At 65.5% G+C, this 23,753-nt stretch carries 23 protein-coding genes; 7 read left to right on the top strand and 16 right to left on the bottom strand.

The window, feature by feature from the left end; genetic code table 11:
- Positions 1–4: 4 nt before the first annotated feature.
- Positions 5–334: a YnfA family protein gene (locus CHB96_RS06445; protein ID WP_089244734.1), complete on the bottom strand. Its 330-nt coding sequence runs from the start codon at positions 332–334 to the stop codon at positions 5–7.
- Between the two features lie 118 nt (positions 335–452).
- Between CHB96_RS06445 and phoU the strand changes: the two genes are divergently transcribed.
- From phoU to CHB96_RS06420, 5 genes are read left to right on the top strand one after another with little or no spacing between them, the layout of a single operon-like run.
- Positions 453–1,106 (top strand): phosphate signaling complex protein PhoU, encoded by a 654-nt coding sequence (gene phoU / locus CHB96_RS06440; protein ID WP_089244252.1) that lies wholly within the window; start codon positions 453–455, stop codon positions 1,104–1,106.
- Positions 1,107–1,143: 37 nt separating this feature from the next.
- On the top strand, positions 1,144–1,947 hold the full coding sequence (locus CHB96_RS06435) for a transglutaminase-like domain-containing protein (protein WP_089244250.1): 804 nt from the start codon (positions 1,144–1,146) through the stop codon (positions 1,945–1,947).
- A gap of 24 nt (positions 1,948–1,971) precedes the next feature.
- The gene (locus CHB96_RS06430; protein ID WP_089244248.1) at positions 1,972–2,547 is read left to right on the top strand and encodes an HhH-GPD-type base excision DNA repair protein; all 576 of its coding nucleotides are present in this window, start codon (positions 1,972–1,974) and stop codon (positions 2,545–2,547) included.
- Positions 2,544–4,460, top strand: a complete 1,917-nt coding sequence (locus tag CHB96_RS06425; protein ID WP_089244246.1) for a helicase-associated domain-containing protein — start codon at positions 2,544–2,546, stop codon at positions 4,458–4,460. Before CHB96_RS06430 ends, CHB96_RS06425 begins: the two co-directional genes overlap by 4 nt.
- A 60-nt stretch (positions 4,461–4,520) precedes the next feature.
- Positions 4,521–6,785 carry a DNA polymerase III subunit gamma and tau gene (locus tag CHB96_RS06420; protein WP_089244732.1) on the top strand — a complete coding sequence of 755 codons (2,265 nt, stop codon included), beginning with the start codon at positions 4,521–4,523 and terminating at the stop codon, positions 6,783–6,785.
- Positions 6,786–6,832: 47 nt separating this feature from the next.
- Here CHB96_RS06420 and CHB96_RS06415 read toward each other — a convergent pair whose 3' ends face one another.
- The gene (locus tag CHB96_RS06415; RefSeq protein ID WP_089244730.1) at positions 6,833–7,072 is read right to left on the bottom strand and encodes a hypothetical protein; all 240 of its coding nucleotides are present in this window, start codon (positions 7,070–7,072) and stop codon (positions 6,833–6,835) included.
- A gap of 222 nt (positions 7,073–7,294) precedes the next feature.
- On the opposite strand from CHB96_RS06415, the gene CHB96_RS06410 reads away from it, so the two are divergent.
- Positions 7,295–8,506 carry an acetyl-CoA C-acetyltransferase gene (locus CHB96_RS06410; protein ID WP_020111033.1) on the top strand — a complete coding sequence of 404 codons (1,212 nt, stop codon included), beginning with the start codon at positions 7,295–7,297 and terminating at the stop codon, positions 8,504–8,506.
- A 10-nt stretch (positions 8,507–8,516) separates the two neighbouring features.
- Entirely contained in the window at positions 8,517–10,655 is a 2,139-nt protein-coding gene (locus tag CHB96_RS06405; RefSeq protein WP_089244244.1) for a 3-hydroxyacyl-CoA dehydrogenase NAD-binding domain-containing protein, read from the top strand.
- Between the two features lie 42 nt (positions 10,656–10,697).
- Here the strand turns inward: CHB96_RS06405 and CHB96_RS06400 are convergent, their stop codons facing one another.
- The 14 genes from CHB96_RS06400 to fadD5 form a co-directional block, all read right to left on the bottom strand.
- Positions 10,698–11,369: a GntR family transcriptional regulator gene (locus tag CHB96_RS06400; protein ID WP_176444172.1), complete on the bottom strand. Its 672-nt coding sequence runs from the start codon at positions 11,367–11,369 to the stop codon at positions 10,698–10,700.
- A 16-nt stretch (positions 11,370–11,385) separates the two neighbouring features.
- A complete protein-coding gene (locus CHB96_RS06395; protein WP_089244242.1) occupies positions 11,386–12,546 on the bottom strand; it encodes a cation:proton antiporter in 1,161 nt (386 codons plus the stop codon).
- Positions 12,547–12,550: 4 nt separating this feature from the next.
- Positions 12,551–13,030 (bottom strand): cation:proton antiporter regulatory subunit, encoded by a 480-nt coding sequence (locus CHB96_RS06390; protein WP_089244240.1) that lies wholly within the window; start codon positions 13,028–13,030, stop codon positions 12,551–12,553.
- Between the two features lie 46 nt (positions 13,031–13,076).
- The gene (gene mihF / locus CHB96_RS06385) at positions 13,077–13,391 is read right to left on the bottom strand and encodes an integration host factor, actinobacterial type (protein WP_026347388.1); all 315 of its coding nucleotides are present in this window, start codon (positions 13,389–13,391) and stop codon (positions 13,077–13,079) included.
- Between the two features lie 211 nt (positions 13,392–13,602).
- Positions 13,603–14,073, bottom strand: coding sequence for an Rv1363c family protein (locus CHB96_RS06380; RefSeq protein ID WP_089244238.1), 471 nt, complete (start codon positions 14,071–14,073; stop codon positions 13,603–13,605).
- A complete protein-coding gene (locus CHB96_RS06375) occupies positions 14,070–15,269 on the bottom strand; it encodes an MCE family protein (RefSeq protein WP_089244236.1) in 1,200 nt (399 codons plus the stop codon). Before CHB96_RS06375 ends, CHB96_RS06380 begins: the two co-directional genes overlap by 4 nt.
- Complete coding sequence (locus CHB96_RS06370) at positions 15,266–16,282, bottom strand: MCE family protein (RefSeq protein WP_245865310.1); 1,017 nt, start codon at positions 16,280–16,282, stop codon at positions 15,266–15,268. The genes CHB96_RS06375 and CHB96_RS06370 overlap by 4 nt, the downstream gene beginning before the upstream one ends.
- Positions 16,279–17,337, bottom strand: a complete 1,059-nt coding sequence (locus CHB96_RS06365; protein ID WP_089244234.1) for an MCE family protein — start codon at positions 17,335–17,337, stop codon at positions 16,279–16,281. Before CHB96_RS06365 ends, CHB96_RS06370 begins: the two co-directional genes overlap by 4 nt.
- Positions 17,334–18,305, bottom strand: a complete 972-nt coding sequence (locus CHB96_RS06360; RefSeq protein ID WP_089244232.1) for an MCE family protein — start codon at positions 18,303–18,305, stop codon at positions 17,334–17,336. Before CHB96_RS06360 ends, CHB96_RS06365 begins: the two co-directional genes overlap by 4 nt.
- Positions 18,302–19,318, bottom strand: a complete 1,017-nt coding sequence (locus tag CHB96_RS06355; RefSeq protein ID WP_089244230.1) for an MCE family protein — start codon at positions 19,316–19,318, stop codon at positions 18,302–18,304. Before CHB96_RS06355 ends, CHB96_RS06360 begins: the two co-directional genes overlap by 4 nt.
- Entirely contained in the window at positions 19,315–20,463 is a 1,149-nt protein-coding gene (locus tag CHB96_RS06350; RefSeq protein ID WP_245865308.1) for an MCE family protein, read from the bottom strand. The genes CHB96_RS06355 and CHB96_RS06350 overlap by 4 nt, the downstream gene beginning before the upstream one ends.
- A complete protein-coding gene (locus CHB96_RS06345; protein WP_089244226.1) occupies positions 20,460–21,308 on the bottom strand; it encodes an MlaE family ABC transporter permease in 849 nt (282 codons plus the stop codon). The genes CHB96_RS06350 and CHB96_RS06345 overlap by 4 nt, the downstream gene beginning before the upstream one ends.
- The gene (locus tag CHB96_RS06340; protein ID WP_089244224.1) at positions 21,308–22,117 is read right to left on the bottom strand and encodes an MlaE family ABC transporter permease; all 810 of its coding nucleotides are present in this window, start codon (positions 22,115–22,117) and stop codon (positions 21,308–21,310) included. Before CHB96_RS06340 ends, CHB96_RS06345 begins: the two co-directional genes overlap by 1 nt.
- 3 nt (positions 22,118–22,120) lie before the next feature.
- Positions 22,121–23,671, bottom strand: coding sequence for a fatty-acid--CoA ligase FadD5 (gene fadD5, locus CHB96_RS06335; RefSeq protein WP_089244222.1), 1,551 nt, complete (start codon positions 23,669–23,671; stop codon positions 22,121–22,123).
- Positions 23,672–23,753: the final 82 nt, after the last annotated feature.

Below are 23,753 nucleotides of genomic sequence, written 5' to 3'. Positions count from 1 at the left end.
GCACTCAGCGTGGGCCGTACATGATCACCGCGACACCGACGAGACAGACCACGGCGCCCGTCACATCCCAACGATCGGGTCGGAAACCGTCGGCGATCATGGCCCACGCAAGTGATCCTGCGACGAAGACGCCGCCGTACGCCGCGAGAATGCGTCCGAAATTCGCGTCCGGCTGCATCGTCGCGACAAAACCGTAGGCGCCGAGCGCGACGACGCCCGCACCGATCCAGATCCAGCCGCGGTGTTCGCGCACTCCTTGCCATATGAGCCACGCACCGCCGATCTCGAACAACGCAGCAATACCGAACAGAAGAACCGACTTCACGACCGTCACAGACCAGACAATTCCATACATGTGCCAGGGTGTAGGAAGATCGGTTCCGTCCAGGGAAGGGCACAGAGAACCGCGACGGTGAGGACACGGGACATGAATCTGGTTTCGGAGCACGACGGTGCGTGAAAATTACAACAATCGACTCGACACGTTGTCGGCCGATCTCGCGGAGATCTGCAGGCTGGCGGAAGACGCGATGGCGTCGGCGACCAAGGCGCTTCTGACCGCCGACCTGGGACTTGCAGAGACGACCATCAGCAGCCGCGAGCAGATCGATGCGCTCGCTGCGCAGTGGGAGCAGAACGCGTTCTCGGTGCTCGCGTTGCAATCACCTGTGGCGCTCGACCTGCGGATCATGGTCAGCGGAATCCACATCGTCGCGGATCTGCAGCGAATGGGCGGCTTGGCGATTCACATCGCCGAACTCGTGCGCAGGCGTCATCCGGCGCACGTCCTTCCGGCCGAGGTGGAAGGCGTTTTTGCCGACATGGGCCGCGTCGCGGTCGAACAAGCAGATGCGACGCGTGAGGTATTGCTGACGCGCGATGCCGACCTCGCGTCGGAGCTTCGACTCAAGGACGAGGCGATGGACGAGCTCCATCGCAGCCTGTTCACGCTGACGGCCGCACCGGACTGGCCGCACGGCGTGCCGACGGCTGTCGACGTCACGCTGCTCGGGCGGTTCTACGAGCGCTTCTCCGACCACACCGTCGAGGTCGCCAAGCGTGTGATCTTCCTCGTCACCGGAGAATTCCGACGCGACGAAGCTTGATCTGCAGAAGTCCGCCGACGGTGGCAGGATCAGCACGATGAAACGTGACGTCTCTGCCTACCTCGACGTGGATGTCACCGAGGCCAGCACCCTCGAATTCCAGATCGCCGTCGCGCCGCACCCCGGAACCGATGTGTGGGAAGCGCTGTCGTTCACTCTGGACGGGCAACCCGTCGAGGTCCAGGAGATCAGCGGCGCGCACGGCACCCGAATTCACAAGCTGCACGCGGGCGTCGGAAAGCTGGAGGTGTCGTACTCGGCGACCATCTACGGCAACACCGAGCCTGCTCCGGTGTCCGATTACGATCTGTCGCTGTATCTCCGCCCCAGCCGCTACGCCGAGGCCGACAAGTTCTTCGGGTTCGCTGCAACGGAATTCGGCTCGTTCGAACCGTCGGAGAAGTTGCTCGCGGCGGTGTCGTCGTGGGTCGGTTCACGGCTGAGTTACGTCCCGGGCAGCAGCGACCCGATCGACGGTGCAGCCGACACGCTGCTCGCGGGCGCAGGCGTCTGCCGCGACTACACCCACCTCGTGGTGGCGCTGCTCCGCGCGGTGAACGTGCCCGCCCGGCTCGTCGCGGTGTACGCCCCTGGCTGTGAACCGATGGATTTTCACGCGGTGGCCGAAGCCTTCGTCGACGGGAGTTGGCGCGTCGTCGACGCGACGTGTCTGGCACCGAGATCGACGCTCGTGCGAATCGCAACGGGTCGAGATGCGGCGGACACCGCCTTCCTCGACAATCACGGCGGATCGATCACCCTGAACAACACGATCGTCGGCGCAATCGTGGACGGACCGCTGCCGTTCGACGACATCACGCAGTTGGTCTCCATCACCTAGCGGCTGCGTGAGAAGATCGAGGTCATGTCTCCCACGTTGCACCTGACCGGCGATGCCGACGCCGATGCATTGCTGGCCGAGGATCCTTTTGCGTTGCTCATCGGGATGCTTCTCGATCAGCAGGTCCCGATGGAGTCCGCGTTCGCCGGACCGAAGAAGCTCGTAGACCGCCTCGGTGACCTGAAGGTCGACGCCATCGCCCAGGCCGATCCCGACGAGTTCGCTGCGGTGTGCGCGACAACACCTGCAGTACACCGCTTTCCGGGATCGATGGCCGAGCGAATCCAAGGGCTGGCCGAGTACATCGTCGAGAATTACGATGGCAAGCCAGACGAGATCTGGCGTCGCGACGACCCCAACGGCGCCGAGGTACTGAAGCGGCTGAAGGCACTCCCCGGATACGGCGATCAGAAGGCGCGAATCTTCCTGGCGTTGCTCGGGAAACAGATGGGTGTCACTCCCGACGGGTGGCGCAAGGCCGCGGGTGCCTATGGCGACGAGGGGTCGCGCAGGTCGATTGCCGACGTCGTCGACGAGAAGTCACTGCTCGAGGTGCGTGAATTCAAGAAGGCCGCGAAGGCGGCAGCGAAGAAGAAATGACCACTCAGGAGGAGTGGCTTGCGGGTCTCGACGGTGATCGGCTGACGCGGCTGCTCGACGTCCGTTCCGACATCGCGACCGACCTTCCTCCTCGCACATTCGCCGCGCTGTCCCAGTTGTTGCAGACGTCCCGGTCGGTGGCGCGGGCTGTGACCGAACTCGACGCAAGTGCACTGAGCGTGCTCGCGGCGATGAACGGGCACAGAACGAGAGCCGAGCTCGCGGAGCATTTCGCTAGCGCCGCCGCGGAAGATATCGATCGAGCGCTCGACGTGCTCGTCGGCTTCGGTCTGGTCTGGCCGAGCGGTGACGGATATCGGCCTTCGGCGCTGCACGGTCACGTCTCCGAGGCGGAAGCGAAGCCGAGTCTGGCGCGACCGTGGCCGGGTGAGGCCACGAGCATCGACGTCGGGGTGCAGCAACTTGCCGCGGCTCGATTCTGCGAGACCGCCGATGGGGTGCTGAAAGCTGTCGACTCGGGGTCGATCAAGACGCTCGCATCCGGTGGTGTCGGTGTACGTGAGCTCACTATCGTTTCCAAAACTGTTGGCGCGGAAAATGTTCTGGTCGTGGAGCTGATTCTGGAGCTCGCCCGCGCGATGGGACTGGTCGATCCTTACGGTAAAGAGCTGCGCGGTACGACGACGCTTCCGAAGTTCCTGAAGCTCGGCAGAGCGGAGAAACTGAGCAGGTTCGTCGCGACGTGGTGGTGTATCGAGGCTTCACCGACACACAGACCACCGTTCAAAGGGAAACCGTCTGCGTTGCTGCGGTTTTCGCCGCACGCCACGTACTACCCGGGGTTCAGGAAGAAGTTTCTCGCCTCGATCCCGGACCGAGGAATCGTCGACGACTCCCGCGCCGTCGACTACCTCGAATGGTCATGTCCGCGATTCGTTTTCATCTCCGAGCCGGGCGCAGTGCTCGCATTGTGGCGCGAAGCGACGTGGCTCGGACTGCTTGCCGGGAACGCTCCGTCGGCCCTGACGCGCGCACTCGTCGAGGTAGGCTTGGCCGGGCCCGAAGCCACCCAGGCCGCGATCGATCCGATTGTCGCGGAACTCGTCGAAAGCTCCTCCTGCACAGTTCATCTGCTTCCCGACCTGACGGCGGTGGTGTCCGGCCCTGTCTCGGAGAGCGTGTGGTCGGTTCTGGCGGCTGCGGCGGAGTCCGAAACGAAGGATGCGGCGTCGACGTGGCGGTTCACGCCGACGTCCATCAGGCGATATCTCGACGACGGCGGCTCGACCGATCGGTTGATCTCCGATCTCGCCGACATCTCGGACACCGAGATCCCGCAGAATCTGCAGTACCTCATCGAGGACTGCGGGCGTAGACACGGCCATCTCGCGGTGCATTCGGCGTCGAGCATCGTCGTCAGCGAGGACGAATCGCTGGTTCGGGAGATCGCCACCATCGCGGAGTTGAAGGGCCGTGTCGTCGCGCCGACGGTGCTGGCGTCCTCGGTCGGGCCGAAGCGAGTCCTCGACATTCTGCGCGGTGCCGGCTATTCGCCCCGAGACGACGGCGGGCACAGTCAGGTGAAAGTGTCCCGAACGAAAGCCGACGAGACCGGTGACGTGCCGCTGTTCCGTCAGCGGCTCAGGACGCCTGCTGCAGTATTGGCCCGGGCATTGGCGTCGGGAGACCCGGTGCCGATCGATCCGGAGGCCGCGGCGGCGAAAATCGGTGCGTGGTGCAGGCTGCCCGCGCGCGACGTCGCGGAGTTGGCATCGGCCGTCGTGAACGGGCGCACAGTGCACATCCATGCGGTGAACAAGAAACGTGTGGCCACGCTGGACGAAATGAGTGATCTGGTGCTGCACGCCGACGAGGTCCACGGGTGGTCGGTGCAGGCGAACGGTCGCAAGACCATCGAACTCGCGAAGATCCAGATGGTGAGGCTGGTGTAGAAGCGGTACGCGGTCGGGGCATCGATGCCCGTGTCGGTCCTCGCCGGTACCCTTCTGGGCGTGGCTCTCTACCGAAAGTACCGTCCTGCGACGTTCGCCGAGGTCGTCGGGCAGGAGCATGTCACCGAGCCGTTGAGCGTTGCGCTCAACTCCAATCGCATCAACCACGCGTACCTCTTCTCGGGCCCCCGCGGCTGCGGTAAGACGTCGTCCGCGCGCATTCTCGCGCGGTCGCTCAACTGCGTCGAAGGCCCGACGTCGACGCCGTGCGGCGTCTGCAATTCCTGCGTCGCTCTCGCGCCCGGTGGTCCGGGCAATCTCGACGTCGTCGAGATGGACGCGGCCAGCCACGGTGGCGTCGACGACGCTCGTGATCTCCGAGACAAAGCCGTGTACGCCCCGGCCGAGTCGCGCTACGTCATCTTCATCATCGACGAGGCGCACATGGTCACCACGGCAGGCTTCAACGCCCTGCTGAAGGTCGTCGAGGAACCGCCGGAGCACCTGGTCTTCATCTTCGCCACCACCGAACCGGAGAAGGTTCTGCCGACCATCAGGTCGAGGACGCACCACTATCCGTTCCGGCTGCTACCGCCGTCGACCATGCGCGGTTTGCTCGAGAAGATCACCGCGCAGGAGTCCGTCCCGGTCGAAGACCCGGTGTACCCGCTGGTCATCCGAGCCGGTGGCGGATCGCCGCGTGACTCGCTCAGCGTGCTCGACCAGCTCCTGGCCGGTGCCGGCTCCGAAGGCGTCACGTACGCGCGTGCGTTGTCTCTACTCGGCGTCACCGACGTCGCGTTGATCGACGAAGCAGTCGACGCCTTGGCCGTAGGCGACGGTGGCTCGCTGTTCGGGACGATCGACAAGGTCGTCGACGCCGGACATGATCCACGACGGTTCGCCACCGACCTCCTCGAGCGTCTACGCGACCTCATCCTCATGCGAGCGGTTCCCGACGCGGGGGAGCGCGGTCTGGTCGACGTGCCCGGCGACGTGTTGGAGCGCCTGCGCGACGAGTCCGAGCGCATCGGCTCGGCGACGTTGGCACGTTACGCGGAGATCGTGCACTCCGGACTCGGTGAGATGCGCGGTGCCACGGCACCTCGCCTGCTCCTCGAAGTCATGTGTGCGCGGATGCTTCTTCCGTCGGCATCCGACGCGGAATCGGCTGTGCTGCAACGGTTGGAACGTCTCGAGCGTCGCCTCGACGTGACCCTGCCCGCAGGTGAGCAGGCCGCTGTCGATCAAGTAGCCCCGCGTCGTCCGATCGAGTCCGCGCCCGCCCCGGCTGCACCGCAGGCGGACGATGTTCCGCCGAAGTTCGTCCGGCCTTCCCAACGAGCTGCGGCCGCCACTCCGGCCCCGGCCGCACCTACACCTGCTCCCGCCGCCGAGCCCGTTGCCGCACCTCCCATGCAGGCGCCTCCGGCCGCAACGATCCCGACGCCCGAGCCGGCGCCGGTCCCCGAGCCGGAGCCCACGCCTCAGCCGGAACCCCAGCCGACGCCTCAGCCGGAACCCGAGCCGACGCCTCAGCCGGAACCGCAGCCCGAGCCGGAACCCCACCCCGAACCTCAGCCGACCCCGACACCCGACCCGGTCCCGGAACCGCTGTCCGCGCCGGAGCCGGAACCAGAGCCTGTGCCCGAGCCGGAACCAGAGCCTGCGCCCGAGCCGGAACCAGAGCCCGAGCCGGTTCCCGTCGCGTCGAACGCGCCCGACGCGGCCGCGGTGCGTGCGGTCTGGTCCGAGGTCAGGGCCAAGGTGCGCGAACGAAGCCGCACGGTCGAGGTCATGCTGTCCGGGGCCTCGGTGCGTGCGGTCGACGCGGACTCCATCACGCTGGGCCACGACTCGGCGCCGCTGGCGAAGCGACTGCAGGAGCCCCGCAACGCCGACGTCATTCGCGATGCGTTGCGCGACGTGTTCGGCGTCGATTGGGCGGTGACGTGCGTCGTCGGAGCGGCTGTTCCTGTCGACGAAGCACCTGTGACCAGGGGTGCCGTGGAAGCTCCGAAGGCGCCGGCTACCAAGTTCTCTCGGCCCAGCCAGAGCAACAAGCCTGCGCGCACCACCGACGATGCGTTCGGTTCGGCCGGCGACGGGTCGAGTTACGACGACATCCCGCCCCCCGAGGCGCCGGACTACCCGGACGATCCCGAGCCTGCCGGGCCGCCACCCCCGGAGACCCCGGAGGACGAGGAAGAGCTGCTCAAGGCTGCGGCCGAACCGGCCGATCCGTCGGTACGCAGAGATCCGGAGACGGTTGCGATGCAGCTGCTGGAGGCGGAACTGGGTGCCACACCTCTGAAAGAGGGGTAGCGGCGCCCGACGCTCTCCGCGTCAGAGACTCCGACGGCCCCGCGCCGTCAGGCAGGTTCGATGTCGTCCGGATCGGCGAACACGAGACGGCCGTCGTCGAGGGCGACGGCATAACGATGCGCGACGGCCCAGGTGCGGTCCGTCGCGAATCCCGACTGGTCGCCGAAGTCTTCCCGGATGACGCCGGATTCCTTCGGCCACTGGTCGCGCGGCAGTTCCGACCCCGAGCTGTAGCGCACCTTGACGTGCGCGCCGACTGCGAACGGCTTCTGGGTGTCCATGGACATCTTTGTCTCCCGCATTTCTCGATGCCCCCCGTCACGAATCCTAGTGCTACCCGGTGCCGATCCTCGCCAAACGAACGCACCGGTCACGGACGACGCTCGTTTCGGTCCTTCATCGTTGTATGACACACGTTCTAGTCTGGAATCAGCCGAGGTGTACGCCTCGAGTCCTGCGGTGCCCTGAGCGCCGCCGCCGATTCACCACGTGGAAGGAACGACCGCGCTGTGACTACAGAAGCGTTCATTTACGAAGCAATCAGAACCCCGCGCGGTAAGGGCAAGAACGGCTCGCTGCATTCGGTGAAGCCGATTTCGCTCGTTACCGGATTGATCGACGAACTTCGACGCCGATTCCCCGATCTCGACGAGAACCGGATCTCCGATCTGATTCTCGGCGTCGTCTCGCCCGTCGGCGATCAGGGAGCAGACATCGCGCGTACCGCAGTTCTCGCGGCGAAGATGCCCGACACGGTCGGTGGATTCCAGTTGAACCGCTTCTGCGCGTCGGGCCTCGAAGCAGTCAACCTGGCCGCGCAGAAGGTGCGTTCGGGCTGGGACGAGGTCGTCATCGCAGGCGGTGTCGAGTCGATGTCGCGTGTGCCGATGGGCAGCGACGGCGGCGCCTGGGCCATGGACCCCGCCACGAACTACGACACCTACTTCGCACCTCAGGGCATCGGTGCAGATCTCATCGCGACGATCGAGGGGTTCAGCCGCGAGGACGTCGACGCCTATGCCGTGCAGTCGCAGGAACGTGCGGCCGCGGCCTGGTCGGGTGGGTACTTCGCCAAGTCGGTCGTTCCGGTGACGGACCAGAACGGGCTGCTGATCCTCGATCACGACGAGCACATGCGTCCCGGCTCGACCGTCGAGTCGCTCGGCAAGCTCAACCCCGCGTTCACCGGGGTCGCCGCGATGGGCGGATTCGACGACGTCGCGCTGCAGAAGTACCACTGGATCGAGAAGATCGACCACGTCCACACCGGTGGAAACAGCTCCGGCATCGTCGATGGCGCCGCGCTCGTCCTCGTCGGTAGCGAGCAGGCGGGCAAGGATCTGAACCTCGTGCCGCGTGCGCGCATCGTCGCGACCGCCACGTCGGGTGCCGACACGACGATCATGCTGACGGGCCCGACCCCGGCGTCGAAGAAGGTTCTCGCAACCGCAGGATTGACCGTCGACGACATCGATCTGTTCGAGCTGAACGAGGCATTCGCGTCCGTCGTGCTGCGGTTCCAGAAGGACCTGCAGATCCCGAACGAGAAACTCAACGTCAACGGTGGTGCCATCGCGATGGGCCACCCACTCGGCGCGACGGGCGCCATGATCACCGGAACCGTGCTCGACGAGCTCGAGCGCCGCGGCGGCCGGTACGCCCTCATCACCCTGTGCATCGGCGGCGGCATGGGCGTCGCGACCATCATCGAGCGAGTCTGAGGAATTATCTATGTCTGACAACATGATTCAGTGGGAACAGGACTCCGACGGCATCGTCGTGCTCACGATGGACGACCCGAACCAGGGCGCCAACACGATGAACCAGCTGTACAAGGATTCGATGGGTGCGACCGTCGACCGGCTCGAGAAGGAACTCGACTCGATCACCGGCGTCGTCATCACGTCGGCCAAGAAGACGTTCTTCGCCGGAGGCGATCTCAACAACCTGATCAAGGCACGTCCCGAAGACGCCCAGCAGGTGTTCGACGAGGTCCAGAGCGTCAAGGCGCAGCTGCGTCGGCTCGAGAAGCTGGGCAAGCCGGTCGTGTCGGCGATCAACGGCGCCGCGCTCGGCGGCGGACTCGAAATCACGCTCGCGACGCATCACCGCATCGCGGCCAGCGTGTCGGGCGTGCAGCTCGGACTCCCGGAGGTGTCGCTCGGCCTGCTGCCCGGCGGCGGTGGCGTCACCCGCATCACGCGTTTGCTCGGTATCCAGAACGGTTTCATGACCGTCCTCGCTCAGGGCACGCGGTTCCGTCCGGAGAAGGCGCTCGAGATCGGGCTGATTCACGAGCTCGTCGACAGCGTCGACGCCCTGGTGCCCGCCGCGAAGGCCTGGATCAAGGCCAACCCCGAGGGCGGCGTCGCGCCCTGGGACGTGAAGGGCTACAAGATCCCCGGCGGCACGCCGTCGAATCCGAAGCTCGCTGCGATTCTGCCCGCGTTCCCGTCGAACCTGCGCAAGCAGATCAAGGGCGCGCCGATGCCTGCGCCGCGCGCGATCCTCGCAGCCGCAGTCGAAGGCTCCCAGGTGGACTTCGACAACGCGTCGACGATCGAGTCCCGCTACTTCACCGAACTCGTCACCGGCCCGGTGTCGAAGAACATGATCCAGGCGTTCTTCTTCGACCTGCAGGCCATCAACTCGGGTAAGTCGCGTCCGGACGGCATCGAGAAGACGACGTTCTCCAAGGTCGCCGTGCTCGGCGCAGGCATGATGGGCGCGGGCATCGCATACGTGTGTGCGAAGGCCGGCATCGACGTCGTGCTCAAGGATGTTGCGCTGGAATCAGCGCAGAAGGGCAAGGCGTACTCCGAGGCCATCGAAGCCAAGGCACTCTCGCGTGGCAAGACCACTCAGGAGAAGTCCGACGCTCTGCTCGCACGGATCCATCCCACTGCGGACGCTAAGGACGTCGACGGCGCAGACCTCGTCATCGAGGCAGTCTTCGAATCCGAGGAACTGAAGCAGAAGGTGTTCCAAGAGATCGAGGACCTGGTCGCTCCGACGGCACTGCTCGGATCCAACACCTCGACGCTGCCGATCACGTCCCTCGCGACCGGTGTGAAGCGTCAGGAAGACTTCATCGGAATCCACTTCTTCTCGCCCGTCGACAAGATGCCACTCGTGGAGATCATTCGCGGTGAGAAGACGTCGGACGCGGCGTTGGCCAAAGCGTTCGATCTGGTCCAGGCCATCAAGAAGACTCCGATCGTCGTCAACGACAGCCGCGGCTTCTTCACCTCCCGCGTCATCGGCACGTTCATCAACGAGGCCATCGCGATGCTCGGTGAGGGCGTCGAACCGTCGACCATCGAGCAGGCCGGACTGCAGGCCGGCTACCCGGCTGCACCGCTACAGCTGTCCGACGAGCTGACGCTCACGCTCATGCAGAAGATCCGGAAAGAGACGTACGACGCGCTCGTCGCCGCCGGTCAGACGCCGCCCGAGGATCCCGCGGGTGCCGTCATCGACAAGATGGTCGACGAGTTCGAGCGGCCGTCGAAGGCCAAGGGCGCCGGGTTCTACGAGTACGCCGACGGCAAGCGCACCGGTCTGTGGCCCGGCCTGCGTGACGCGTTCAAGTCCGGCACGTCCGAGACACCGTTCGAAGACCTCATCGAGCGCATGCTGTTCATCGAGGCGATCGAGACGCAGAAGTGCTTCGACGAGGGCGTGCTGACGACGACCGCCGACGCCAACATCGGCTCGATCTTCGGCATCGGCTACCCGGCCTGGACCGGTGGTGTTCACCAGTACATCGTCGGCTACGAAGGTGGTCAGGCCGGATTCGTCCGGCGCGCGGACGAGCTGGCGGCGAAGTATGGGGAGCGCTTCCAGGCGCCGTCGTCGCTACGCTCCTAGGCGCTCGTGAGTGTTTATGTATAGCCCTCTATACATAAACACTCACGAGTCGCGGAACGCGATCAGCCTCTCGGCACCATCGGTGAACTGCTGCTGCATCAACCGGCATGCCTCGTCGACGTCGGAGGCTTTCAGCGCGGCGATCAGCTGCTCGTGATTGCGGACCGCGGCGCGGCCCCAGTCCGGGTTCGACGCGTACAACCGGGTCGGGGTGTAGCGCGTCGCATTGTTCAGAAACCAGGCGAGCTTGCTGGCCTCGGCGAGCCGGTTGAGCACGCGGTGGAACTCGAACTCCGCGATCTCGACTTCCTCGGCCTGGCCCTTCTCGACTGCGGCGGACAGTGACGCGTTGAACCACTCCAAGTCGGCGAGAACGGCATCGGTGATCTTCGGCGCAGCACGTCTCACCAGCTCGACCGCGATCTGACCCTGCAGCCAGAAGATGTCGACGATGTCGTCGGCCGTCAGAGGTGAGACGACGTACCCACGATGTGGGACGAGCTCTACCATTCCCTCGCCGCGCAGAGTCAGCAATGCCTCGCGGACCGGGGTCACGCTGACACCGAGTTCGGCAGCCGTCTCGTCGAGTCGAATGAAGTCACCCGGCCGGACCTCGCCGGACATCACGACGTGACGCACGTGATTCGCGACGTCCTCGGACAGCTGCGGCCGTCGGCGCAACGCCTCCGACTTCGGTGGTTGTCTCTGCGACATGCGGGAAAGCCTATGACTAGGCGCGCACAGGCGCCGTAGGCGCACTGCCCACGAGCCGCGCGACGACGGGTCCCAACACGGCCATGAGCAACACATAGGCCGTCGCGAGTGCCGCGAGTTCGCCTTCGACCGCCCCGGCTGCCACGGCGAGTCCCGCGATGACGATCGAGAATTCCCCCCGCGCGACCAGCGCGGCACCGGCGCGCAGACGTCCCGGCCTTCCGATGCCCTGACGTCCCGCAGCCCATGCGCCGGTCATCATCTTGGTGACGGTGGTCGCCACGGCCAGCAGAATCGCCCACCCGAGCACCGGGGGAATGGTCGTCGGGTCGGTGCTGAGCCCGAACACGACGAAGAACATCGCAGCGAACAGGTCTCGCAGCGGTTCGAGGATGCGGGCCGCGTTGTCGGCCGTCGACCCCGAGATCGCGATGCCGAGCAGAAACGCGCCGACGGCAGCCGACACCTGCAGTTCCGACGCGATGCCCGCGACGAGCAACGCCGATCCGAGGACCTTGAGCAGTACCACTTCACGGTCGGGACTGTCGACGATGGCAGACACGACGCTGCCGTACCGCAGTGCGACGACCAGCACGAACGTGAGAACGAGCAGCGAGACCCCGAGTGCTTCGAGGCCGCCGAGGAAACTGACGCCGCTGAGTACGGCTGTCAGGATCGGCAGGTAGACCGCCATCGCGAGGTCCTCGAACACGAGGATCGACAGCACGACGGGCGTCTCGCGGTTACCGAGTCTGCCCAGGTCGGTGAGGACTTTTGCAACGATGCCCGACGACGAGATGTACGTGACGCCGCCGAGCACGAGCGCGCCGACGCCACCCCACCCGAGCAACAGCGCGGCGACGGCTCCCGGCAGGAAGTTGAGGACGAGGTCGACGAGCCCGGCAAGCCACGAGCGTCGAAGGCCGGTGACGAGCTCGGTCGCGGTGTATTCGAGTCCGAGCAGCAGGAGCAGCAGGATGACGCCGATTTCGCTGGCGATCTCGCTGAACTCGTCTATGCCGCCGAGGTTGAAGAATCCGCCGTTGCCGAAGCACAGGCCTCCGAGCAGATAGAACGGGATGGGAGAGACGCCGATCTTCCCTGCGAGTCTGGCCAGCAGGCCGAGCGCGAAGAACACTGCGCCGAGCTCCGTCAGAGCGAGCGCGCTCTCCGCCATGGCCCTAGTTGCCGAGCAATCTGGACGCTGCGTCGAGCCCGTCCGACGTTCCGACGGCGACGAGAAGGTCGCCGGAAGTCAGGGTGAAGTCAGGTGTGGGCGACGGTTGAACCTGGCCCGCGCGCATGACCGCGACGATGGACACACCGGTTCTGGTGCGCATCGTGGTGTCGCCGAGAGTTCGGCCGTCGAATCGCGAGCCCTCCCGAATAGGGAGTTGGCGAGTGTTGATGCCGGGGAGGTCGCGATGGTCTTCCCCGAGCTGAGCAATGAGTTGCGGCGTGCCGAGCAGATTGCCCAGCGCCGCCGCTTCCTCATTGCTCAGGGTGATGGACGCCTGTGTTGCGTCGGGGTCATCCTTGCGCGAGACGATCAGCTCGTTCGCGCCGTCCTTACGAGTGATGACTCCGATGCGGCGCCCGGATGCGAGGGCGAAATCTTTTCGCACCCCGATCCCGGGCAGCAGGGTCACTTCGACGTTCATGGGGAAATGCTAACCCCGCCGGATGTGACCTGCCGCACTACATCCGTCAGGACGCGACAGCAGCCAGCAGTGCTTCACGCTGGTTGGCGCCGAGGCCGCCGATGCGGCGGGTGTCGGCGATGGACAGCTGCTCGAGCAGCTGTGCGGCGCGCACCGAACCGACGCCGGGGAGCGCCTTGATCAGGGCAGACACCTTGGTCTTCTTCACGATTTCGTCGTTCTCGGCCTTCGCGAGAACGTCAGCAACGCTGAGCTCGCCGGACTTGACGGCGGCCAGCAGCTTCGACCGGGCGGTGCGTGCCTCGGCCGCCTTGGCCAACGCCGCGGTGCGCTGTTCCGGAGTCAATACTGGTAAAGCCATGGCCTTATCTCCTCGATAGTGGTGACCCGTCGCTTTGGTGACATGGTCTTCGACCCTCTTGCATCGTGCCTGGTGGCTCCGACAATCTATCGGAACAACACGGATGTCATTCGATGTGAGCCACCGTTCCTTCCCCGTCAGGCTACGTCCTTTGCGAATCGGGGTGTGCCCCGACCAGCAGTTCGGCGCGCGCGAGGGGGCTGCCATCATGTCACCGCGGTTCCGCCGACGCCAACAACCACCGGTCACCGTCGCGCTCCAGGGAGACGAGCATGCGCGACGAATCGGTGCGACCGCCCGGCACGGTGAGATTGCGCACGGACTGGTCGAGGAACAGCGCGACGACGGCGCGCTCCGAACTCAGTTCGACCACTCCGGCGCTGGTCACGTGGCCTGTCGCCTGGCCTTGGCCCTGGCTCAGCAGCCCGGTCAGTTTGTCCGACACGTCGCGGTAGGAGGCTGCGAAATCTGCAGTCGACGACGCGGTCACCCGGTCGAGATTTCCGGACGGATCGGTGTAGTCGTACGTGGCGAGTTCCTCGACGTACTGCGTCGCCGACGCCACCGCAATCGTGCGTAGGTCGTCCATCTCACGGTTCTGAACGACGAGATATCCGAGCACGGCCACCGAAGCAGCGAGTACGGCGACGAGCAGTGCGACCGCGGATCTGCGCAGTGTCATTTCTGGACTCCTTCGAGCAGTGTCTTCCAGTAGTCGAGCGCCTCGACGCCCGTCGGGACGAGAAGCGGGTCGTCGGCCATCGGCGGTCCGGTGACGTTGCCGGGTTCGGTCGCGTCGGACAGGCCGAGGTCGTTCGGACGCGGCGCGTTCGCGGATCCACGCTGGGCGAGATCCGGTCCTGGCGGGCAGTAGAGGTTCAGATTCGGCTGACGCGCGGACTCGTCGCCGACGGTTCGGCGCGGTGTGTCGTACCAGCAGACCGGTCCCTGAGTGGCGACGAGAGTGAAGTCACCCCGATCGCCGTGCACGATCGACGTCAGTTTGCCCAGAGTCTCGGGCAACGCGTCCAGGAGCGCCGATGTCGCAGGCGTGCGGTCACCGAGCACGCCCGTGACCGAGACGAGGTTCGTCAACAGCGCGCCGACGGTTCCGCGTGTGTCGTCGAGCAGCACCTGCGTTCGGGCGAGTGCGTCGGGCGAGCGGTCCAGAAGATAGATCAACGACGGTTCCTGCGCCGTCAGTTGCCCGGTGATGTCTCGGACCGCGGCGGCGGATCCCGCCAGGCCGTCGGCGCGGGAGGCGACGGCGTCGAGCATGGGCAGACCGGTGTCGACGAGGTTCGCGAGAGCCGGGGCCTGCGCGTCGAGCATGCGGGAGAGGGTGTCGGCGTCGTCGAGGAGTTGCGCGAGCGCGGGCCCGGTGCCGTCGAGTGCGGTGCCGACGGTGTCGCTCAGCGTCGTGATCGAATTCGGATCGATGGATTCGGCGAGACTCGACATCTGCACCAGCAGTTCGTCGAGTTGCCGAGGCTGGTCCTCGGGGCGGACGACGAGGGTGCCGCCGTCGTCGAGGTAGGGGCCGCTGTCGGTCGTCGGCACGATGTCGAGTGTCTGGATGCCGAGCGCGCTGCTGTCGGTCACCTTCGCCGCCGAGCCGACGGGGACGCGTGTGTCCGGATCGAGCCGGATGCCGACCTCGACAGCAGAGCCGGCGACCGAAATGTCGGTGATCGATCCGACGGCGACTCCGCGATACGTGACGCCTGCACCGACGCCGAGGTTCATTCCGTCGTCCATCGTTGCCGTGACGGCGATCGACCCGCGGAAGCTCTGCGGTCCGAGAACGTACTGAGTACTGACGATGACCGCCACCACAGCCGTGACGACGAACAGCACCAACTGAATTCGGCCGTTCATCGGGTTGCCCCCGGAACGAGGAGCTGTTCGAGCGTCGCGGGCACATCGGCGACGCGGCCCCCGGTCATGAGTTCGCCGACGGTTTCCGGCAGGTCGAGGGCGCCGTCGAACACGAGGTAGTCGCCATGCACGGCGCCGTTGAATCCGGCGATGAACTGGTTCATGTTGTTCAGCGTCGGCGTGACCGAGTCGTTGAATCCTTGGATCGAGTCGAGGATGTGCGCGAGGTCGTCGATGCCGCCGGAGAGCTGACTGTCGTTGTCGACGAGCGGCTCTCGCGCAGTCACGGACAACGACGACGTCGACGCGATCAACGACGCGATGTGGTCACGCTGGCGGACGAGGAGCTCGATCGTCGGCGCGGCGACGGTCAGGCCCTCGTCGAGTGTGGCGCGGTTGTCCGCGAGCGCAGCGGAGACTTCGGCGGCTGCGTTCACCACACGGTCGAACTCCGATTGCTGTGCATCGGCTTTCGCCAGCAGTGCGTCCGCACTGTGCATCAGGTCGCGAATCTCGGGCCCACGCCCGGCGAACGCGTCGTTCATCTCGGTCATGACGGTATGCATCTGGTCGAGACCGCTACCGTTCAAGACCATTCCCAGTGTGGCGAGGGAGTTTTCGAGTTCCGGACCGATCTCGGTGTTGCGAACCACCTCACCGCCCGAGAGCATGTTCGTCGACGGGTCGGCGGGCACCGTCAGTCGGACGTAGGGTTCGCCGAGTGCGGAGGGGAGTTCGAGTGATGCGGTGACGTTGTCGGGCAGGGGAGTCGACGCGGCCAGACTCAGACCGACCTGGGCGCTGAGTCCGTTCGTCGACAGATCGTGCACACGTCCGACGAGATGTTGCCCGACGCGCACCTCGGTGCCGAGCCGAATGCGATCTGCGCGAGCGAATTCCGCTATGACGCGGTAGTTGTCACCGTCGGCGGAACGCCCGATGGGGAGCTGACCGAGACCGAGACTGCATCCCGACAGCATGACGACGCAGGCGAGCAGGACGAGGAGTTTCATCGTCCTCCCATCATGAGCTGCGCGAGTCCGAGCGGGTCGGACGTACCGATGGGCACCGGAACCGGATTGGTCAGTCCCGCACCGGTACAGATCGGCAGTGCGAGATCCCGGCACAGGGGAACGGCGGTGGCGAACTGGTCCAGGTCGGTGGAGATGTTCAGTCGGATCCGGGCGCGCTGGTCGTCGCCGATCGTGTTGCCGATGTTCTGCATCGTCAGCGGCAGTAGATCCACGAACTCGGCGAACTGTGCCTCGTGCTCCGCGAACCGTCCGGTGAGGTCGCGCGCGTTCGCGAGAACGGCCACCAGGTCGCCCCCTCGATCGGTGAGGAGCCTGTCGAGCTGATCGAACATGGTGCGCAGCTGCGCGATCGGAGTTCCGACATCGATGTCCTGGGTGGCGATCTCTCGGCCGAGCGCGTCGAGCGAGTCCGTCACGCCCGTCACCGCTCCCTCGCGTGCCGCGATGGCACCGACAAGCGTGTTCAGATTCTGGATCAGCGCACCGATCTGTTCGCTGTTGCCACCGACCACCGCCGTGGCCTGCGAGATGTTCCTGATCGCGTCGTTCATCGCGGGACCGAGACCTGCCGTGCCGTCGGCGACGATGTCGAGGGCGGAACCGATGTCGCCACCATCCGGTCCGAGGGCGCCGGCGAGGGTCGTCACGCTGCCCATCAGCTGGTCCCAATTGATCGGAGAGTGACTGCGTTCGACGGGAATGACGTTGTCGCCCAGCACAGGTCCGTCGCGGTATGCCGGCCCGAGTTCGACGAACCTGTCGCTGACGACCGATGGATTCATGACGAATGCTTCGGCGTCGGCGGGAATGTCGATGTCCGACGTCACCGACATCGTGACGCGAACCGAACTGCCCTGCGGGTCGACGGCGTCGACCGTTCCGACGGGCACTCCGAGTACCCGCACCGGGCTGCCGGGGTAGATACCGTCGATGTAGGCGAAATCTGCTGTTACGGTGAGGGAGTCGTTCGTGGAGAACACGAACCAGCCGCCGGCGATCGACGCGACGGCGATGAGGGCGACCATGATTCTCATCCGGTGCACCCCTGCATGACGCCGAGCGCGCACAACAGATTGTCGGGCACCGGGCCTGCCGGGGCTGAGACGTCGACCCAGTTGCCGTTGCCGGTGGCGTCGGTGACCGCGCGCAGACCGGCGGGCAGCGTGGACATCAGGGCGTCGATGTTCTGCCCGTTCCGGTCGAGTGTGTCGGTGACCGAGCGCATGTTCACGAGAAGGTGGTCGAGTTCGTCGGTGTTGTCACCCAGGAACGTCGACGCCGTGTCGATCAGTGTGCGTAGATCGGCGACCAAGCGAGACAACGCAGTTCGGCGGTCGGCCAAGATGCCGAGAACGGTCTGTGCATTGCCGAGAAGGTCTGCGAGCGACGCGCTTTCGGCGGCAATGGCCGTCGACAATGAGCGGGACGCGTCGAGCAAGCCGGATATCTGTTCGTCATTGCGGGCCAGCATCGCCGACGCGGCGCTGACACCGGTCAGTGCATCGCCGAAGACCGAGGAGTCCGTCGGGGTGGTCTCTCGCAGCGTCGCCACCATCTGTTCGAGTGCGGGTACGTCCAGTTCCTCTGCGGCAGTGACCGTTTCGGTACCGATCTCGTCGAGCGTGTACGGAACGGTGGTTCGGGCCAGCGGTATGACCCGATCGGCTGAGGCATTCCCGTCGGGCACGATCTCGAGGTAGCGCTTGCCGAGGATCGTGCGCAGCTTGACCGCGGCCCGCGTTCGATCACCGAGAGGACGATCGCGATCGAGGCGGAAGTGGACATCGACGTGGTCTCCTGCCAGTTCGACACTGTCCACCCTGCCTGCAGGCACGCCGGCGAGATAGACCGGATCTGCATCGGTGAGACCTCCTGCGTTCTCGAACTGTGCTGTGTACGAAGTAGTTCGAAGGATGTACCACCCGTGCGGAACGGTCACCGCTGCAACCAGAAGGACCGCGACGAGCGCGATGCCGGTGATGCCGAGCTTGGCCGTCGTCATCGGCAGATCTCTGTGTGTGTGCCGCCGAAGATGTTGGCCTCCTGCTCGCCGGCTTTCAGTGTGAAGTTGCAGGTGTAGAGATTGAGCCAGCTGCCGTAGTCGCCGAGGTGATTGATCGATCCGGCGAGCTGAGGCAGCAGGGTCATCGTGCGGTCGAAGTTGACGGTGTTCGGTATCCACGCGTCGGTCATCGCAGTGGCGTCGGCGACAGCCGCGTCGAGTGGCTGCGCGGCATGGGTCACGATCTCGGTGAGGGCATGGACGGCGACCGAGCCGTCGTCGAGCAGGGTGATCAGTCGATCGCTCTGCTGTGCGACGGTCGTGCTCATCTCGGTCAGGCCGGTGATCAAGCGTCTGATGTCACCGCGACGCGAATCCATGGTCTCGACAACCGAACTCAGATCTGTGATCAGGTCGGTCAGCACCTGCTCGTTGTCCGTCACCCCTCGTGTCACGGTTGCCACATGCCGCAGCAGCGACTCGATCGTCCCTGCTTCACCTTGGAACGCCGCGACGATGGAGCGAGCCAGGGCATTCACCTGGCCGGGGTCGATGGCGTCGAACAAGGGCTCGAAACCGTTGACGAGCGCGGTGAGATCGACGGGAGGCGTCGTGCGTTCGAGTGGGATGGTGTCGCCGTCGGACATGCTTCCGGTCGGTTGCGTCGGAGGATCGAGGGCAAGGTACCGGGCGCCGAGCATGTCTCCGTACCGAATTGCCGCAGTGATGTTGCCAGGGACCGACACGGCGTTCTGGACCGAGAAGCGGACGACGGCGCTGGTGCGAGCCGAGTCGGTGGTGAAGTCGACGTCGTCGACTTTGCCGACGCGCACCCCGGCCAGTGTGACGTCGTTTCCGGCTCGTAGGCCTTCGATGCCACTGAATTCAGCTGTGTATGAGTCGGTCTCGCCTGGTACCGGGACACTGAGGGTATCGACGACGACGAGGGCCGACAGCAGCCCTGCCGTGGCGAATCCGCCGAGCTGCAGCAGAGGACGGCGTAGGGAACTCATCGGATCGTCACCTCGGTGCCCTGCAGGATCGGGGCGAGAAGCATCGTGCTCGCCGGGTTCAGCGGCAGCGCAGTGCCGACCGCCGCATCCTGCACCTCGGCGAGGGCGCAGTGTCGACCGTCGAGGCCGGGATACCGAGGGCAGTCCGCGGCGGTGTACGGCAGCGGATCGGAGAAGTCGGGCACCGCAGTGATGTCGAAACGGCCGCTCGCGAAGATTCGAGCTCCTGCGGCACCGAACGGTTCGAACATGTCGAGGGTCTCGGCCAGGCCGACCGAGTTCTCGGACACCGTGTCCAGAACCGTTGCGCCACGATGGATCACGGTGATCATGGCGTCGGTGTTTTCCTGGGTCACCGTGTCGGCCGACCCGGTGAGGCCCGCGGCAGTGGCCATCAGCGCTTCGACACCGCCGGCGCGATCCAGCGCAGTCCGCGACAACGTCGTCGCTGCGTCGACGGTGGCCAGGACGTCGGGTGTGGCGTCGGCGAGGGCCTCGGTGACCTGGCGGAAAGACGTCGTGTGGTCGAGCGCCGCGCCGATGTGTGGTTCCAGCTGCGCGCTCACCGAGGCCAGTCGGTCGATGGTCTCACCCAGATCGGCGCCTCGGCCGTGGAGTGCCGTGCTGATCGCCGTCAGTGCAGTCTGCGCCTTCGCAGGCTCGAGGCGATCGAGCAGGTCGGTCACGCGGCGGTAGACGTCGGCGAGCTGGACGGCATCCTCGGACGTGTCCACCGCGAGAGTCGTTCCTGCGGAAAGGCGTCGCGACGGGGTGTCGGCATCGACGAGGCCGAGGTAGACGTCACCGAACAACGTGCGTGGGACGACGCGGACGAGTGCCGAGGCGGGGACGGTCCCCATCTCGTCGGGATCCATCTGCATCGTGACGCGTGACCGGTCGACGCCACTGTCGATGTCGACGACCTTGCCCACCTGCACACCTCGGTACAGAACACCGATTTCGCCGACCAGCAGGCCGGCCGATGCGGGGATATCGGCGTACACCTCGGGTGCGCGGTCGAACGCACCGCTGCCGTACGCGACCGAGGCGACGGCTGCTGTCGTCAGTACCGCGGCCGCGGCGACGCCGCGCATCACGAAGCCCGTGCGACTCGGCCCCATCCGACGGGGTGGCGGGGCCGTCACGAGACACCGAGGCCGGGGACCGTCGGGACGATGCCCCACAGCACGAACGTGAGAAACACATCGGTGATTCCGATGGCGAGAATCGACGTACGCAGCGCGCGTCCGGCCGCCTGTCCGACGCCTTCCGGACCACCAGATGCGTGAAAACCGTAGGCGCAGTGCACGAGTGCGACGACGATGGCGAACACGACAGCCTTGACGACGGAATACACCATGTCGCCCGGGGTCAGCGCGAGGTGGAAGTAGTAGTCGTACGTGCCGGCAGAGCTGCTGCCGAACGTGACGACGACGAGGCGCGTGGCGACGAACGTCGCGATGAGTCCGACGAGATAGATCGGGACGATGCACACGACGGCCGCGATGAGTCGCGTCGTCGCGAGGAACGGAATGGGCCGCACGGCCATCGAGTCGAGGGCGTCGATCTCGTCGGAGATTCTCATCGCTCCGAGTTGCGCGGTGAATCCCGTGCCCACTTTCGCGGCCAGTGCGATGCTCGCGATGACAGGAGCCAGTTCACGCGTGTTGGCGGTTGCGGAGAGAAGCCCCGACAGCGACGTCAGCCCGATCAGGTCCAAGCCGCGGTACGTTTCGACGCCGACCATCATGGCCGCGACGGCGGACATCGCGAACACGATGCCGATGGTTCCGCCACCCGCCAGCAACGACGCGTACCCGAAGCTCACCTCGCCGATATGTTGTGCGACATGCTTCCGGTATCGGCGGAGAGTGAACGGTACGGCCGCGATCGCTTCGGCGTAGAAGCTCACGTGTCGACCGAGGACGGCGATGCCGCCTGTCGCCTTGATTCCTCCGCGCCTGAGTCCGACCAGTGCGTCGTACGGCATCAGTACGTCCCGACGGCAGGAACGACGACCGAGTAGAGCTGCGACAGAACGGTATTGACGACGAATACGACGACGAACGCCAGTACGACAGCCTCGTTGACGGCGTCGGCGACCCCGCTCGGCCCGCCCTTGGCGTGCAGACCTTTGAACGACGCGACGAGCGTCGACGTCACCGCGAAGCACACCGACTTGATCATCGCCATCACGAAATCGGACACGCGGCCGTATTCGCTGAACGTCGCCAGGAATGCGCCGGCGGACTGATCCGCGACGAACACCTGGTAGAAAAAGCACGCGCCGACGCCGACGACGGTGACCATGCCGCAGATGGCCAGTGCGACTGCCATGGACGCGACGAGCCGTGGCACGACGAGCCTTTCGACGACGTCGAGCCCCATGACCTCCATCGCGGCGATCTCTTCCCGAATGGTGCGGGAGCCGAGGTCGGCGCAGATCGCGGAACCCGCGACGCCCGCGAGCATCAGGGCGCAGACGAGTGCAGCGGCCTGCCCGACGACGACGAACGCGACGACCGCGCCGGAATACGCTCCGGCGCCGAGCCTTCCGGCCAGAGAGCCGACCGACACCGCGATCAACACTCCGATGGGAAGCATCAACAGCAGAGCAGGCACCGTGCAGACGCGTGCGACGAACACTGCCTGAGTGACGGTCTCCACGAGTGACAGTCGCCCGCGGAGAACGGTCACGATGGTGCGGTGCACCGCGGTGACGGAGAATGCGACGAGGCCACCGATCTGGTTGGCGAGATCGTGCCCGGGACCCCGCGCGACGGGGAGTTCGAAGCTCACGGTCTACGCGGGCGTCGGCGAATACGTCGTGCGCAGAGCAACTTTGACGACCTTGCCACTTGCGTTGCGTGGCAACGCGTCGACGATCACAAGTTCCTTGGGGTGCTTGTAGCGCGCCAGGTGATCGCCGAGCCATGTGGACAGCTCGTCCAGCGCGAGATCAGGACCGTCGTCGTTCAGTGCGACGATGGCGACGGGTACTTCGCCCCACTTGTCGTCGAGGCGTCCGATGACCGCAGCTTCCAGGATGCGTGGGTGTCCGAACAGGACGTTCTCCACCTCGGCGCAGTAGATGTTCTCTCCGCCCGAGATGATCATGTCCTTCTTGCGGTCGACGACGAACACGAATCCTTCCTCGTCCTGCCGCACCAGATCACCGGAGTGGAACCAGCCGCCGTGGAACGCGTCGGCGGTCGCGTCGGGATTCTGCCAGTAGTCACGCATCAAAGTCGGTCCACGATAGACGATTTCGCCGACCGTTCCTGGTTCGACGTCGTTCATGTCGTCGTCGACGATGCGTGCGGCGATGGTGGGAATGACGCGTCCGACCGATCCCAGCTTGCGCAGCGCGTCCTCGCCGTCGAGAACGCACGTGATGGGCGACATCTCGGTCTGACCGAACACGGCGACGTTGAGCGCATCGGGGAACGTCGCGGCCATCGCTTTCAAGATCGTGTCCGACGCGGGTGCTGCTCCCCACGAAATGACCCGCAGATTAAGCTTTCTCGGGTTGCGTGACTGTTCGGCACACATTGCCTGCCATTGAACCGGGACGAGGAAGAGCGTCGTGACCCCCTCCGCGGAAAGCACGTCGAGCAGAGTGGCAGGATCGAATGCACCGACCGGGTAGACGACCGTCGGGATCCCGAGAGCGAGGCTGGGCGCCAGACTTCCGAGGGCGGCGATGTGGAACATCGGGGATGCACAGAACCCGACCTCGTCGACGCCGTGCATCTGCAATGCGCGAATACAGGTGAGGGCTTGCGCCTGCATGTTGGAATGCGTCAGCACAGCGCCTTTCGGGCGTCCCGTGGTACCGGACGTGTACATGATCAGGGCGGGTGCGTCGTCGGGCACGTCGACGGGTTCTGCGGGTCGGGTTGCCTGCAGCAGGCTTTCGTAGTCCTCGCCTGCCGTGATCTTTCGCACCAGCGAATCGACCTGTGCTACAACCGCGTCCGCCAAGGGCGACAGGGTGTCGTCGGTGACGACGACCGTCGCGCCGCTGTTCTCGGCGAGGTATGCGACCTCGGGTGGCGTCATACGGAAGTTGACCGGAACCGCAAGCGCGCCCAGTGCATTGATCGCCAGAACCGTTTCGAGGTACTCGGGCCGGTTGAGCATGAGGATCAGAACTCTGTCGCCGTAGTCGATTCCGCTGTCGGACAACACCTGTGCCAATCGAGCGACGCGATCGTTCAGTGTGGCCCACGAGACCGACTGCCCCTGGAACCGCAGCGCGACGGCGTCGGGCTGCATGAGGGCATGGCGTCGTACCTGGTTGTTCCAGTTGTTGCGAATGGATCGATGGAGTTCGTCCGAGTGGGCGGCCATCGCTCTTCCTCTCCGTCGAGGGTGGGATGTCGATGATGAGCGTACATGCGGCATGGTCGGTCCGAGGGGGAATCGCTATCGG

The sequence above is a fragment of the Rhodococcoides kyotonense genome, from assembly GCF_900188125.1.
Taxonomy (GTDB): domain Bacteria; phylum Actinomycetota; class Actinomycetes; order Mycobacteriales; family Mycobacteriaceae; genus Rhodococcoides; species Rhodococcoides kyotonense.
This window is presented reverse-complemented; position numbering and strand designations above follow the sequence as displayed.

What these genes read in the sequence shown, in the direction of transcription:
- CHB96_RS06435 (WP_089244250.1), top strand. Translation starts at nt 1,144, where the DNA reads ATGAAACGTGACGTCTCTGCCTACCTCGACGTGGATGTCACCGAGGCC.
- CHB96_RS06430 (WP_089244248.1), top strand. Translation starts at nt 1,972, where the DNA reads ATGTCTCCCACGTTGCACCTGACCGGCGATGCCGACGCCGATGCATTG.
- CHB96_RS06425 (WP_089244246.1), top strand. Translation starts at nt 2,544, where the DNA reads ATGACCACTCAGGAGGAGTGGCTTGCGGGTCTCGACGGTGATCGGCTG.
- CHB96_RS06415 (WP_089244730.1), bottom strand. Translation starts at nt 7,072, where the DNA reads ATGTCCATGGACACCCAGAAGCCGTTCGCAGTCGGCGCGCACGTCAAG.
- CHB96_RS06405 (WP_089244244.1), top strand. Translation starts at nt 8,517, where the DNA reads ATGTCTGACAACATGATTCAGTGGGAACAGGACTCCGACGGCATCGTC.
- CHB96_RS06400 (WP_176444172.1), bottom strand. Translation starts at nt 11,369, where the DNA reads ATGTCGCAGAGACAACCACCGAAGTCGGAGGCGTTGCGCCGACGGCCG.
- CHB96_RS06395 (WP_089244242.1), bottom strand. Translation starts at nt 12,546, where the DNA reads ATGGCGGAGAGCGCGCTCGCTCTGACGGAGCTCGGCGCAGTGTTCTTC.
- CHB96_RS06390 (WP_089244240.1), bottom strand. Translation starts at nt 13,030, where the DNA reads ATGAACGTCGAAGTGACCCTGCTGCCCGGGATCGGGGTGCGAAAAGAT.
- mihF (WP_026347388.1), bottom strand. Translation starts at nt 13,391, where the DNA reads ATGGCTTTACCAGTATTGACTCCGGAACAGCGCACCGCGGCGTTGGCC.
- CHB96_RS06380 (WP_089244238.1), bottom strand. Translation starts at nt 14,073, where the DNA reads ATGACACTGCGCAGATCCGCGGTCGCACTGCTCGTCGCCGTACTCGCT.
- CHB96_RS06375 (WP_089244236.1), bottom strand. Translation starts at nt 15,269, where the DNA reads ATGAACGGCCGAATTCAGTTGGTGCTGTTCGTCGTCACGGCTGTGGTG.
- CHB96_RS06370 (WP_245865310.1), bottom strand. Translation starts at nt 16,282, where the DNA reads ATGAAACTCCTCGTCCTGCTCGCCTGCGTCGTCATGCTGTCGGGATGC.
- CHB96_RS06365 (WP_089244234.1), bottom strand. Translation starts at nt 17,337, where the DNA reads ATGAGAATCATGGTCGCCCTCATCGCCGTCGCGTCGATCGCCGGCGGC.
- CHB96_RS06360 (WP_089244232.1), bottom strand. Translation starts at nt 18,305, where the DNA reads ATGACGACGGCCAAGCTCGGCATCACCGGCATCGCGCTCGTCGCGGTC.
- CHB96_RS06355 (WP_089244230.1), bottom strand. Translation starts at nt 19,318, where the DNA reads ATGAGTTCCCTACGCCGTCCTCTGCTGCAGCTCGGCGGATTCGCCACG.
- CHB96_RS06345 (WP_089244226.1), bottom strand. Translation starts at nt 21,308, where the DNA reads ATGCCGTACGACGCACTGGTCGGACTCAGGCGCGGAGGAATCAAGGCG.
- fadD5 (WP_089244222.1), bottom strand. Translation starts at nt 23,671, where the DNA reads ATGGCCGCCCACTCGGACGAACTCCATCGATCCATTCGCAACAACTGG.